Raw genomic sequence first — 13,860 nt, forward strand, 5'->3', positions numbered from 1 at the left:
ATTGAATATTTGTAGCTTCAAATGCTATTACAAGATTAGCAATAAATATTTATAAAATTAATGGCAATAATAACATTAACTACTGATTTGGGCGATAAGGACATTTACCAGGCTGCTTTAAAAGGTAGCATCTATAAATCGTTGCCAACAGTTAATATTGTTGATATTACCAACAGTGTGGCGGCTTTTAACGTGCAACAGGCTGCTTTTATATTAAAGAACAGTTTTTATTACTTCCCCGAAGATACCGTACACCTTATAGGTATTGATACCGTTTACAGCGACCATACCAAGTACCTGGCGGTAAGGTACAAAAAACATTATTTTGTGGGTGCCGATAATGGAATTTTTTCGTTGATGTTTGATACCGACCCTGAGGAAATTGTGGAGATAAACATTATGCAGGATTTAAAGTTCCTGCATTTTCCGCTTGCAGATATTTTTGTTAAAGCGGCCTGCCACCTGGCCAAAGGCGGCAAACTGAGTGAAATTGGTTTGCCGGTATACGATATCGAAAACAAAATGAACCTGCAGCCTGTTATCGAAAAAAACCTGATCAAGGGTGTAGTGATCTATATCGATTCGTTTCAAAATGTGATAACCAATATTACCAAGGAGTTTTTTAACAGTGTGCAGCAGGGCCGTAAATTTGTACTTAACTTTAAACGTAACGAAACCATCAATCACCTGAGCTGGCATTATAACGAGGTACCCGTTGGCGAAAAACTTTGCCTGTTTGGTATAAGCGACCATTTGGAAATTGCAATCAATAAAGGCAATGCCAGCGGCCTGCTGGGCTTAAACCTTAATGATAAGGTTATCATCGAATTTCAGTAAATTTTAGATATGAAAAAACTGTTACTGTTTGGCCTGTTGTATTTTTTTGCCATAGGCGGCGTGCTTGCGCAATCGCAGGCTAACGCTGATTCTGTTGCTTATCAGCTTCAGCGTAAAAAGATAAATACCATGCTGGCCGCCCGCAAAGCCAAATTTGGCCAGTACAGCCAAAGCTTAAGCCAACACACCGGCATTTTTGGTTTGCAGACAAAAGATGATATCCGCAGATCAAACAGCATACTGATGGACATTGCCCGTACAGATGATGCTATCTTTAAAGAATTAAAAATACTATTTGAATACAGTGCCTTCCAACAAAGGCAAATTCAAAGCCACAGCAAAGAAGCCGAGACCATAAATCACAATTTCCTGCTTACAATAAGCAAGTTAAGACAGCAAAACGCCCAGCTAAAAACCAAGGTTGCTGAAAACAAAGCGCAAACAAACAGTTCAACTCCCATCTATATTACGGTTATTGTGCTCATGCTTGCGTCAATTTTGTATTTGCTTTACCAAAAAAACAAAGGGAAGGCGTAATTTCGCGCCCGTAACTACTTAAAACTATAAATGGCACGAGGAAGACTGAACAGTGGCGCTAAAGCAGAAGCCGAACTACCCAAAGCAAAAATTAACAGGCAGAGCATCCAGAATATCCGCAAACTACTCACTTACATTAAACCATACCGGGGAAAATTTATGGCGGGAATGCTGTTTCTGTTCATATCCAGCCTGGTAGGCCTTGCTTTCCCCGCGATACTGGGCGCATTAATAGATGCGGCGCAAGGAAAGTATAAATATCCCTATTTACCGCATAGCTTAAATGCCATAGCCATAGCTGGATTTATTATTCTGTTCGGGCAGGCATTTATATCTTTTTTTAGGGTTGTATGGTTTGTTCAGGTTGCAGAGCGCTCCCTGGCCGATATACGCCGGGACACATATTTTAAGCTCATAACCCTGCCAATGAATTTTTTTGCCAACCGCCGTGTTGGTGAATTGAATAGCCGCATTTCTGCCGATCTTTCACAAATACAGGATACGTTAACCACTACTATCGCCGAGATTATCAGGCAGTTGGTAATTATGGTAGGCAGCGTTATTTTATTAGCTATAGTATCTATCAAGTTAACCCTTGCCTTATTGGCAATATTGCCTTTTCTGGTAGCTTTTGCCGTTTTTTTCGGCAAATTTATTCGCAAGCTCTCACGCCAGGCCCAGGATAAATTAGCAGAGTCAAATACAATTGTTGAAGAAACCCTGCAAGGCATCGCCAATGTAAAAGCATTTGTAAATGAGGCTTACGAGGCTACCCGGTACGATAAAATATTACGCAACGTAGTTGATATCGCCGTTAAAGGGGCTAAATTCCGTGGGATTTTTGCTTCGTTCATTGTATTCTGCTTGTTTGGGACTTTTGTAGGTGTAATATGGTATGGATCAGTTCTGGTAAGTCATAAAGAAATCTATGTAGGCGATTTGACCACCTTTATCATGTACTCCATATTTGTAGGTGCCGCTATGGGCAGTTTCCCAGATTTGTACGCCAACCTGCAAAAAGCTGTTGGGGCAAGCGAGCGTGTGTTAGAGATACTGGCCGAAAAAGGTGAAGACATCCCGATGGTAGAAAGCAATAACAAAATAGACCAAGCTATTAAAGGCGACTTGTCATTTGATAATGTGGTATTTGCCTACCCATCCCGGTCGGAGTTAACTATCCTGAAAGGCATTTCTTTTAACGCCGCTGCAGGCCAAAAAGTGGCCATTGTTGGGCCAAGTGGCTCTGGTAAATCTACCATGGCCTCGTTAATACTCCAATTTTACCATCCGCAAAGTGGCACCATTTTATTTGATGGCCGCCCGGCTGATGAGTTTTCTATTACAGATATCCGTAATCAGGTAGCCATAGTACCGCAGGATGTATTGCTCTTTGGCGGATCGATATTAGAGAATATTGCTTATGGCCGGTTAAATGCATCAAAAGAAGATATTATACAAGCAGCCAAACGGGCAAACGCGCACCAATTTATCCTATCGTTCCCCGAGGGTTATGAAACCATTGTTGGCGAACGGGGAGTAAAACTTTCAGGCGGCCAGCGACAGCGCATTGCTATAGCAAGGGCATTGCTTAAAAATCCATCCATATTGATATTGGATGAGGCAACGTCATCCTTAGATTCTGAATCGGAGCGCCTGGTACAGGAAGCTTTAGAAGAGTTGATGAAAGATCGCACATCTATCATTATCGCCCATCGTTTATCAACTATCCGCGAAGCCGATAAGATCATCGTTCTGGAAAAAGGCGAGATCATCGAAAGTGGCAGTCACCAGGAACTTATCGGCAATGAGCAAGGGCTTTATCGTTATTTGAGCCAGCTGCAATTTGAAACACAGGTGGGATAGGTTTTACGTGGTACGTATTACGTTATACGTTTGGAAAAGCACTGCATAAACTATTATATTCACAACTTAAGATGTGTGGCGATACGGCCACTATTCAGCAAATAAACGTATAACGTAATACGTTCAACGTAACAAATGAAATTAACCATACACGGGGCGGCCCGACAGGTAACCGGCAGCATGCATTTGCTGCAGGTAGGCCAATACAAAATATTAGTGGATTGCGGGTTAGATTATGAGAAGGACCGCAGCATTCAATCAAATGAAAACTTTCCTTTCCGGCCGGAAGAGATTGACGTGGTAATACTTACACATGCGCACATAGATCACTCTGGTAATTTACCCACGCTGGTAAGGCTTGGTTTTAACGGCCAGATATTATGCACTCCCCCTACCGCCGATTTGACCGAACTATTATTGCTCGATTCGGTAAGCATTTTCATGAACAAGGCAGGCAAGGGTAACCGCAAACGCGGCAAAGGCAAATTCAATTCGGGCGGCGGCCCACAGCCGCTTTATTTGCAAAAACACGTGATGGATACTGTGGACCGTTTTGTAACCATTGGGTTTAATCGCCCTTTCAGGATCAACGGCGATATCGAACTTACATTTATCCCGGTTGGCCACTTATTAGGCGCGGCATCAGCTGTTTTAAAAGTAACCGAAAACGGCGAAGAAAAATCAATTGCCTTTACCGGCGATATCGGCCGGAAAAATTACCCGGTATTAAATGATCCGCAGGAATTGCCTCCTGTTGATTTCCTGGTATCAGAATCAACTTATGGCGGCCGTTATCACACCAAGGGAAAATCGGTAGAAGAAACCCTTGTTGAAGTTATTGAAAAAGCATGTATTAAAGAACAAGGCCGTTTAATTATCCCGGCTTTCAGTATTGGGCGTACCCAATCGTTGGTATATTCGTTAAACAAGATTTTCACTGAAGGATTATTGCCGGCTGTAAAAGTTTTTGTTGATAGCCCGATGGCTACCATGGCAACCGGCATCTTCCGCAAATACCATAGCCTGGTAAATCAGGAGGCCCAGGATTTTTATAAAGATAAGGGCGATGAGTTTGAATTTGATAACCTCACCTATGTAGAAACCCTGAAGGATAGTCGCCAGATTTCCAATTACTGGGAGCCTTGCATCATCATCTCCTCAGCAGGAATGCTGGAGGGCGGCCGTATCCAGGACCACCTATTTTACAATATTCAAAATTACTACTGCACCATCCTGTTCATTGGCTATTGCGCCAAAGGAACCCTGGGACACCGTTTACTGCGGGGCGATCCTATCGTTCACATTAAAGACCGCGAATTGGCCGTTTATGCCACTATTAAACAAACCGACGTATTAAGTGCTCACGGCGACCACCAGGACCTTTTAGATAATGTAAAACAGCAGGATAAAACCAAGCTAAAGAACGTATTCCTGGTACATGGCGAAGGGGAAAGTATGAAACTGCTGGCTGCTTCTCTGGAAGATGAAGGGTATACCGTTACCATACCGGAAAAGGATGTAACATATAATATTTAACAACTAAATGCACACGTAAATAACCATTATCAATGATTTTTATCCCTGGCCTCATATTGCTATTGATAGTCACGCTCATTATTTATAGCACAAATAAGGGGAAGTTTACTGAATACACCAGATGGAGAAAAACAGGAAAGTTTGCCCTTTATTTTTTGTATACTGTATTAGGTACTATAGTATTGGCTTTTATTACATACCTGTTAAAAAAGCCTTAAATTAATCCGGACCATACTATTATGTCGAAGAATAAAGCCTTCGCTAACTTTGCAAATCGAACTTATTGGTGTATAAATACTACTTCCTTTAATGTAATAAATAGACCAAAAGCAAATGGCACGAACTCATAATAGGAATTCGTGCCATTTGCCTTATTTAAAAATTCGAATTGAATCAAATTCGTGCCATTCGATTCAATTCGTAAAATTAGTGTTTATGCTTTCTTAAAGTGATCAATGATCAAATTAGCTAACTCCACACCTATTCTTTCCTGGGCCTCGTTGGTGGCTGCGCCAATGTGAGGAGTTAACGAAATTTTAGGGTGTTTCAGTATCTCTTCGCGGGGCGTAGGCTCGTTATCAAATACATCTAATGCTGCAAATGAAACCTGGCCGCTGTTTAACGCGTCAATTAAAGCCAACTCGTCAATTAAACCCCCACGCGAAATATTTACAAAACCAACACCTTTTTTGGTTAACGCCAATTCTTCGGCACCAAACAAAGCCTTGTCGATAAATGGTGTGTGTAGGGTAATAAAATCAGCCGTTTTGGTTACCTCTTCTAAAGTTGAAGTTTTTACACTTACTTTAACAGTAGTACCACCACCTAAAACAATATCCAACTCGGGGTTAAACGGAAATAAATCGTAAGCCAAAACTTCCATGCCTACGCCAATAGCTATTTTGGCTACCTCGCGGCCGATACGGCCAAAGCCAACAATACCTAAAGTTTTACCGCGCAGTTCGATACCTTTTGCGTAAGCCTTTTTCAGGTCATTAAATTTAGTACCGCCTTCAACCGGCATTTTGCGGTTGCTATCTGGTAAAAACCTAACCGCGCCAAATAAACTGGCAAAAACAAGTTCGGCAACAGATAATGAAGATGATGCAGGCGTATTATAAACGCTCAGGCCTTTTTCCCTTGCGTATTCTACATCAATGTTATCCATACCAACGCCACCACGGCCAATCACTTTAAGATTTGGGCAGGCATCAATAAGCGCTTTACGCACTTTAGTTGCGCTGCGTACAGTAATGGCATCGTACTCTTGTAATCTTACAGGCAATTCATCCTGCGGAATGTTATTGGTATCAACAATAAAACCAGCTTCTTCTAAAAGCTGTTTTCCAATTGGGTCGATACCGTCATTAGCTAATATTTTGATCATCTTATTTTGTCATTGAGTCATTTGGTCATTGAGTCATTGCCATAAAAAATGACTTAATGACCCAATGACTTAATGATTAAAAATTATTTATTTCCTTCAGCAAACTCCTGCATTACGTCAATCAGGGCGTAAACGCTGGTTATTGGCAATGCGTTGTAAATTGATGCGCGGAAACCACCAACGCTTCTGTGGCCTTTAATACCTACTATACCTCTTTCGTCGCATAGTTTCAGGAATGGTTTTTCCAGTTCAGGATTTTCCATTACAAAGGTTACGTTCATGTGCGAACGATCTTCTGTAGCGCAAACAGGTTTAAATAACGGATTACGTTCAATCTCGTCATATAATACCCTTGCTTTGGTTATGTTTTCCTGTTCAATAACTTCAACACCGCCTTTGGCTTTTAACCATTGCAGGGTAAGCATCGATACATAAATAGCCAAACATGGAGGCGTATTGTACATCGATCCACCTTCAATTTGCACCTGGTAATTAAGCATTGCCGGAATTTTACGGTCAACCTTACCTAAAATATCGTCTTTAACAATAACTAAGGTAACACCTGCAGGGCCCATGTTTTTTTGAGCGCCGGCGTAAATTAAGCCAAAGTCGGCAACGTTAATTTTACGGCTGAAAATATCTGACGACATGTCGCAAACAACCGGTACCGGTGATTTCGGGAATTCCTGTAACTGTGTACCATAAATGGTATTGTTTGAAGTGATGTGGAAGTAAGCCGCATCAGCAGGAATAGTATAATCTTTAGGGATGTAAGTAAAATTATCGGCTTTTGAAGAGGCAACAATCTCTACTTCGCCGAAAAACTTGGCTTCTTTTAAGGCTTTGTTGGCCCAAACACCTGTTTCCAGGTAAGCGGCCTTACCTGTTGAAGGCAATAAATTGTAAGGGGCCATGGCAAACTGCGTGCTGGCGCCGCCTTGTAAAAATAACACCGAATAACCCTCTGGCACGGCAAATAATTCTTTTACCAAAGCAACAGCTTCATTCAAAACTGCTTCAAATTCTTTCGACCGGTGAGAGATCTCCAGCAATGATAATCCTGTACCATTAAAATCAATAACCGCCTCGGAAGCTTGTTTTAAAACCTCCTGAGGTAAAATGCCTGGTCCGGCACCAAAATTATGTTTCATATAATTAACGAATTGTAGGTTCTGAATACTTGATTAGGAACTTTGTATTTAGTTGGGCCGAAGTTAATCAATTTGACAAAATTCATAGGATTAATTTACGTTTTTTGAAAAAATATACAATTAATCAACAAAAGCCTTTTTGATTGCAAATATCAAATTTATCCTATAAGGTTGGTAGTAATTATTACAATTGTAATAACTTTTAAGGGTGTTTGAGGTTATATATCGCATCGGCCGGTATGGCCGATGAGAACACAGAACTGCCGGCAACAAGCACATTTGCACCTGCTTGCAACAATTCTTTAACATTGTTTTGATCTACGCCACCATCAACTTCGATAAATAAGCCCGGATTTTTCTTTTCACTCAGTACTTTCAAATCGTTAAGTTTTTTGTAGGTATTGGCAATAAACTTTTGCCCCCCAAAACCAGGATTAACAGACATAATAAGCACCATATCCAGGTCGGCAATAATATCCTCCAATAAAGCAACAGGCGTATGCGGATTAAGGGCTACTCCTGCCCTGCAGCCAAGCTCTTTAATAGCCTGTACAGTGCGGTGCAAATGCGGGCAGGCTTCGTAATGAACAGTTATACCATTGGCACCTGCATCTTTAAATGCCTTAAGGTACCTATCAGGGTCAACAATCATCAGGTGAACATCCAGCGGTTTGGTGGCGTGCCTTTTTGTGGCGGCAACAACCGGGAAACCAAAAGAAATATTTGGCACAAACATGCCGTCCATAATATCAACATGCACCCAATCAGCTTCGCTGTTATTGATCATTTCAATATCGCGTTGCAGGTTGGCAAAGTCGGCTGCTAAAATAGATGGCGCTATCAGATGGTTCATGTGCAAATATATAAATCCCTGGCACTGCGAATGGCAATTTTTTGTAAAGTTTTATCAGTATAAATCCTAAGCCAATTTTACGTTAACGGTACCACCAAGGATTAAATACAACGTAGATATTGGACTAAGTGGTATAAAGATATGCTAAATCGTTCCCCCTTCAGGGGGTTAGGGGGCTAATCGCAGTTCAGCAACAAATCGTAGTACTTTTTCATCAGTACTGTATCGTAGTTTACCAGCGATTGATAGGCCTCTGATACCAGTTCATTCAAAATTGATGAGCCAAGCTGGCCGCCTCCATTGGGAATGGAGTCATAATACAATATCAATTCTTTAACCCGGATGATCTCATAGAGCAAAAGCTGAACCAAATCGGTTTGCGTAGCCGGTTGCATTCCCTGCGGATTACTGTTAAGAAAATCTAAAGGATCATTTGTAGCAGGGGTCATCGTTTTTACAAGCAGGATCGGATTTTATGGTTTATTCAACTATCTATGAACTAATACAAAGTTTAAACATCCAACTTTTGTTTTAATTTTTCTCAAAAAAAGTATAAAAAAACCAAATAAAATAACAAAACCCTCATAAAGAGGGTTTTGCATATGTAATATTTACAGTTATTTTTCTGTTTTTGGGGCTTCCGGCCTCGGTAACAATGCTTTACGCGATAACTTAAGTTTACCTTGTTTATCTACATCAAGCAATTTAACCCTTACCTCGTCGCCAACTTCAAATATACCGTCCATTTTTTCGATCCTGCGGTGGTCTATTTCAGATATGTGTAACAAGCCATCTTTACCCGGCATAATTTCAACAAATGCACCAAACGGCATAATTGATTTCACTTTACCTTCGTATATCTCGCCTACCTCTGGTTTAGAAGCAATGTTACGGATACGCGATAAAGCCTGGTCGATAGACGCCTTGTTGTCGGCAAAAATCTGAACGATACCCTGGTTATCTTTTTCTTCGATAGAAATAGTTGCACCGGTTTCGCGTTGCATTTCCTGGATGATTTTACCACCGGGCCCGATAACTGCACCAATAAATTCTTTATCAATTTTAATGGTAACAATACGCGGAGCGTGTGGTTTCAGATCAACACGAGGGGCCGTAATGGTTTTAGCCATCTCGCCAAGGATATGTAAACGACCATCTTTAGCCTGGTTTAAAGCGTTGGTTAACACTTCATACGATAGGCCATTAATTTTCAAGTCCATTTGTACGGCAACAATACCGTTGGTGGTACCGGTTACTTTAAAGTCCATATCACCTAAATGATCTTCGTCGCCCAGGATGTCAGATAAAATGGCATATTTAGTACCCATTTCGTTGGTGATCAATCCCATCGCGATACCAGATACCGGGTTGGTAATTTTGATACCGGCATCCATCAAGGCCAATGTACCGGCACAAACCGTAGCCATTGACGATGATCCGTTTGATTCCAGGATATCAGAAACGATACGGATAGTGTATGGATTTTCATCCTCAGATGGTAATACTTGTTTTAACGAACGCATAGCCAGGTTACCATGACCAATTTCGCGGCGACCAGCACCCCTGTTCGGACGAACTTCGCCGGTTGAGAAACCTGGGAAGTTATAGTGCAACAGGAATTTTTGGTAACCGTTGATGAACGCGCCATCAATCATTTGCTCGTCATCTTTAGCACCTAAGGTAACGGTGGTTAATGATTGTGTTTCGCCACGGGTAAATACCGCAGAACCGTGAGCAGATGGTAAATAGCCAACTTCGCTCCATATTGGGCGAATCTGGGTAGTTGTACGGCCATCTAAACGTTTGCCTTCATCTAATACAAGGTTACGGATAGCATCATACTCCACATCGTGGTAATATTTTTTGGCAAGACCTTTAGTGATATCATCAATTTCGCCTAAAGTAGCGATATAAGCGTCACGTACTTCTTTAAATTTAGCACCACGCTCGTCTTTTGCAGAAGCAGAAGAAGCGATAGTGTAAACCTGATCGTAAGTAGCGGCGTAGATGGCTTTTTTCAAGTCCTCGTTGCTGTGTTCGTGGCTGTAAACGCGTTTTTCGGTTTTGCCAACCTCAATAGTTAACTCTTTTTGAGCTAAACATTGAATTTTGATAGCTGTGTGTGCAAATTTGATAGCCTCAACCAATTCAGCTTCCTGGATCTCTTTTGATTCACCTTCAACCATGTTGATGTCATGCTCGCTACCTGCAACAATAAATTCTAAAGTAGCGTTTTCAAGCTGGCTAAGGGTTGGGTTAATTACCAACTGACCATCAATTTTAGCAACACGAACTTCAGAAATTGGGCCATTAAACGGAATGTTTGATACAGATAATGCTGCTGATGCTGCCAAGCCGGCAAGGCAATCGGGCATAATATCTTTATCGGCCGAAATTAAAGAGATCATCACCTGTGTATCAGCGTGATAATCTGAAGGGAACAACGGGCGTAATGCACGGTCAACCAAACGCGAGATTAAAACCTCATAGTCTGACAAACGTGCCTCACGGCGTAAAAAACCACCCGGTATACGACCGGTGGCAGCGTATTTTTCCTGGTAATCAACAGAAAGGGGTAAAAAATCAACTCCCTCTTTCGCTTCCGGCGACGATACTACGGTAGCCAATAACATGGTATCGCCCATTTTAATAACTACAGAGCCATCTGCCTGTTTGGCCAGTTTTCCTGTTTCGATCTCAATGGTGCGGCCGTCACCTAAATCAATAACTTTTTTAATTACGTTTAAACTCATCTTCTTTTTGTTGTGGTGCACTTTTCATCTTTCGGAGCGCACCGGTTTTTTATGTGTGTGTGTATAATTTTTTCAAAAGTAAAAAAGCCATCCACAAAATCGGGATGGCTTTTCAATAAAAAGTATGAGAATTATTTAATGATATCCCTTAGCTGTAAAGCTTTGATGATAGCACGATATCTTTCAATGTCTTTTTTGTACAGGTACGCTAACAAACCGCGGCGTTTACCTACTAATTTTTGCAGTGATAACTGGGTAGAAAAATCGTGTTTGTTTTTCTTAAGGTGACCAGTTAAGTGTGCGATGCGGTGAGTGAATAATGCTACCTGACCTTCGGTTGAACCAGTGTCTGTAGCACCCTTACCGTGTTTTGCAAAGATCTCTGCCTTTGTCTCTTTACCTAAATACATTACGTGAATAATATTAAAGCGTTAAATACTTTTGTTAATTGTGGGTGCAAAGATAGTGATTTAATTCAAAAGTAAAAGCACAAAGTAATCTTGAGCACCTTAATTAAAAAATAATAAGCGAAAAATTCAAAAGTTGGTGAGTGGTTGATTGGATTGCTTAAGTGAGTAGTTAAACTTAACGTATTTCGGTAATGCCCACACCTTGTTTATCAAAATTCTCCAGTCAGAATCCCAGTGAGTTGAAAAACTTATTTCCGCCCCGTTTATTTAGTCTTACCATCATCATTTGTTAAAATAATTGCCTTGGCGCGCTCCAACAACTCATCGCGACCTTCTTTAATGCCTTTAATTGTTGGCTTTATCGCAACATCAATTTTAACCCCTTTGCGCTGCGTATCGGTGCCATCAGGGTAGTAAATACCCAGGCCCGAGATCATTGTTGAAATCGCCCCCGGTAAAATAATGGCTGAAACATTACCATCGGCACCAGCGGTTGTACTGCCGATAACCGTTACATTGGGCGAGCTTTGGAATGCCATAGTAGTATACTCGGCCTGGCTTTGCGATACGGCGTTTACAATAACCACTACTTTGCCCTTATAATCGTTATCCGGCTTAATACTCAGCGGATCTGAAATTACCATTAAGCCAGGGGTGTTAACCTGTGCCTTGGTAAACTTTACAAACCGGGCGTTCCCGGTTTTGATATAGGGGACAAAAGTGAAAGGCATAAATTCAGATGGGTAGCAGCGCATATCTATTATTATACCCCTGGTATCTTTAAATAGTTTCTTAATGTCAGATAGATCTTTGTTATGATACCTGCCCGGATATACATACCCAATTTCCTTATCAATTACATAGTAACCCGGCGATTTGATATCATATAATGAACTGTAATTTATCTTTTCGGCAGGCAAAGCAGTTACAGTTGATTTTATAGGCTGTCCGTCTCTTATTAATTCCAGGTTTAAAGCAACCGTATTGCCGCGCAACAGGTACGTGCCCGGTATATCGCGCAGCTGGGTATCATAGTTGGATGCAGGGGTATACGGCAGGTATTTTTCGATAAGTTGGGTTACAGGTTGACCGTTAATAGTTTCTATAACATCGCCAACTTTTACCAGTTGCTTTACATTAAGGGTATCATTTAAATAACCGGTCACTACCAGCTTATCTTCAATAAATTTAGCATCAAAAGGCACGCGGTATTTGCCTTTAAATGCGGTTATCGCTTTATTGTAGCTCCAGATGTTAGCGTGCGTATCATGAATACGAGCTATCAATGCCAGCGTATTCAGTGCGTAGTCGCTTGCATTGGCAGCCGTGGCAAATTTGGGGATACAATCTGCGAGTACGTTGTTCCAGTCCTCGCCTATCAAATATTTATAGGGATAAAAATAATTGATCATGCTCCAATACCGGTACAAGGTAAGCAGGCGGTAGCCTGCATCGGGATAAGTAAATTGGGAGTAAGCAGCTTCATGGGTAAAAACCGGGTTGCCAATAAACCTGGCCATATCTATATAATAATTATCACCCGTGTTACGGTTATCAAGAATATACTGAAGCTTTTGGGTAAGCGATGCCGATAGCACCTGTTTATTAAACAACAATCCATAGTCAGGCTTTAGCTTAATTTCATCGGGCCTGGCCGTAATTTTACAGTTGCCGCAAAGCGACGGAACTCCAAAGCCGTCAACCCATTTTTCGATGGCTTTGCTCAAAGCCGCATTGTCGGCTGCTTTTAACACCTGCGGCATCACCCTGAATAATTCGGCGTCCCAATTGTGGTTGCCTTTGGCTACATCCGGGTGGTGGTATTTTAAAAAGCCCCAAACCTGGCCTAAAGCGGTAAGGTTAGTTACCTGCTGTTTGCTTAACAGAATGGTATCAATTTTTGAACCTATATTGTAAGCAGTATCCATCCCGGCTTTGGTTAATACTTTGGTGGCTTTCTCAATGGGTTTGCCGTTTATAAACAAACGCAAATTATCCACCCAGACCTTACCATCGCCAACCAGCAAAGCACCGCCATGAATATTTATGGCCGCGGCATCATCATAAGGTAAATCAATCACATACTCCTTCCAATCGGTAGTACCTGTAACGCCCCTGTTTTGCATATTATCAAAGGCCGGGGTACCATCAATCCGCAGCCACAAACCGGCATAGCCGTTTTTAACGTTTTCTGTTTTGATATAACCCCTAAGCTGTATTTTATTGCCGGTAAATGATTTCAATATCGGGTAATCAATTACCCCGAAACGACTTTCGTTACTTACCTTTTCAATAGATAATGAGTATTTGCCATCCTGTTTTACCAGGCTATCAATCTTTACGGGATAAGCTTTTTGTTGTTCGGCCTGAAAATAGGTTAACCAGCCGGCGGCTTTGGTTTTATCGGCGGATAATTGTTCCATATTGCCGTTATATTGCACCTGGGCCGGTGAAATTTGACAGCCAAAAAACAATATACTTAATAATAGCAAGGTAAATGATTTCATAGATGGGTATAGGTGATTATAAGTTT

11 protein-coding genes are annotated in these 13,860 nt (G+C 41.3%); 4 read left to right on the forward strand and 7 right to left on the reverse strand.

All coding sequences use genetic code 11. The features are described 5' to 3' along the window. Nucleotides 1-60: 60 nt before the first annotated feature. From FSB76_RS31485 to FSB76_RS31500, 4 genes are all read left to right on the forward strand, one after another. Entirely contained in the window at nucleotides 61-837 is a 777-nt protein-coding gene (locus FSB76_RS31485; RefSeq protein ID WP_147060648.1) for an SAM hydrolase/SAM-dependent halogenase family protein, read from the forward strand. 9 nt (nucleotides 838-846) lie between these two features. Next, nucleotides 847-1,374, forward strand: coding sequence for a hypothetical protein (locus FSB76_RS31490; RefSeq protein ID WP_225976367.1), 528 nt, complete (start codon nucleotides 847-849; stop codon nucleotides 1,372-1,374). 30 nt (nucleotides 1,375-1,404) lie between these two features. After that, nucleotides 1,405-3,237 (forward strand): ABC transporter ATP-binding protein, encoded by a 1,833-nt coding sequence (locus FSB76_RS31495; protein ID WP_147060650.1) that lies wholly within the window; start codon nucleotides 1,405-1,407, stop codon nucleotides 3,235-3,237. Nucleotides 3,238-3,372: 135 nt separating this feature from the next. Continuing rightward, nucleotides 3,373-4,773 carry an MBL fold metallo-hydrolase gene (locus tag FSB76_RS31500; protein ID WP_147060652.1) on the forward strand — a complete coding sequence of 467 codons (1,401 nt, stop codon included), beginning with the start codon at nucleotides 3,373-3,375 and terminating at the stop codon, nucleotides 4,771-4,773. A gap of 433 nt (nucleotides 4,774-5,206) precedes the next feature. Here the strand turns inward: FSB76_RS31500 and FSB76_RS31505 are convergent, their stop codons facing one another. The 7 genes from FSB76_RS31505 to FSB76_RS31535 form a co-directional block, all read right to left on the reverse strand. Continuing rightward, on the reverse strand, nucleotides 5,207-6,160 hold the full coding sequence (locus FSB76_RS31505; RefSeq protein ID WP_192910113.1) for a D-2-hydroxyacid dehydrogenase: 954 nt from the start codon (nucleotides 6,158-6,160) through the stop codon (nucleotides 5,207-5,209). Nucleotides 6,161-6,243: 83 nt separating this feature from the next. Then, complete coding sequence (gene serC, locus FSB76_RS31510; RefSeq protein ID WP_147060654.1) at nucleotides 6,244-7,311, reverse strand: 3-phosphoserine/phosphohydroxythreonine transaminase; 1,068 nt, start codon at nucleotides 7,309-7,311, stop codon at nucleotides 6,244-6,246. 202 nt (nucleotides 7,312-7,513) lie between these two features. After that, a complete protein-coding gene (gene rpe / locus FSB76_RS31515) occupies nucleotides 7,514-8,164 on the reverse strand; it encodes a ribulose-phosphate 3-epimerase (RefSeq protein WP_147060656.1) in 651 nt (216 codons plus the stop codon). Nucleotides 8,165-8,340: 176 nt separating this feature from the next. Continuing rightward, a complete protein-coding gene (locus FSB76_RS31520; RefSeq protein WP_147060658.1) occupies nucleotides 8,341-8,613 on the reverse strand; it encodes a hypothetical protein in 273 nt (90 codons plus the stop codon). 168 nt (nucleotides 8,614-8,781) lie between these two features. Further along, complete coding sequence (gene pnp, locus FSB76_RS31525; protein ID WP_147060660.1) at nucleotides 8,782-10,917, reverse strand: polyribonucleotide nucleotidyltransferase; 2,136 nt, start codon at nucleotides 10,915-10,917, stop codon at nucleotides 8,782-8,784. 131 nt (nucleotides 10,918-11,048) lie between these two features. Then, on the reverse strand, nucleotides 11,049-11,327 hold the full coding sequence (gene rpsO, locus FSB76_RS31530; protein ID WP_090647072.1) for a 30S ribosomal protein S15: 279 nt from the start codon (nucleotides 11,325-11,327) through the stop codon (nucleotides 11,049-11,051). A 263-nt stretch (nucleotides 11,328-11,590) separates the two neighbouring features. Next, nucleotides 11,591-13,834, reverse strand: a complete 2,244-nt coding sequence (locus tag FSB76_RS31535) for a S41 family peptidase (RefSeq protein WP_147060661.1) — start codon at nucleotides 13,832-13,834, stop codon at nucleotides 11,591-11,593. Nucleotides 13,835-13,860 lie beyond the last annotated feature (26 nt).

This window comes from Mucilaginibacter ginsenosidivorax, from assembly GCF_007971525.1.
Classification (GTDB): domain Bacteria; phylum Bacteroidota; class Bacteroidia; order Sphingobacteriales; family Sphingobacteriaceae; genus Mucilaginibacter; species Mucilaginibacter ginsenosidivorax.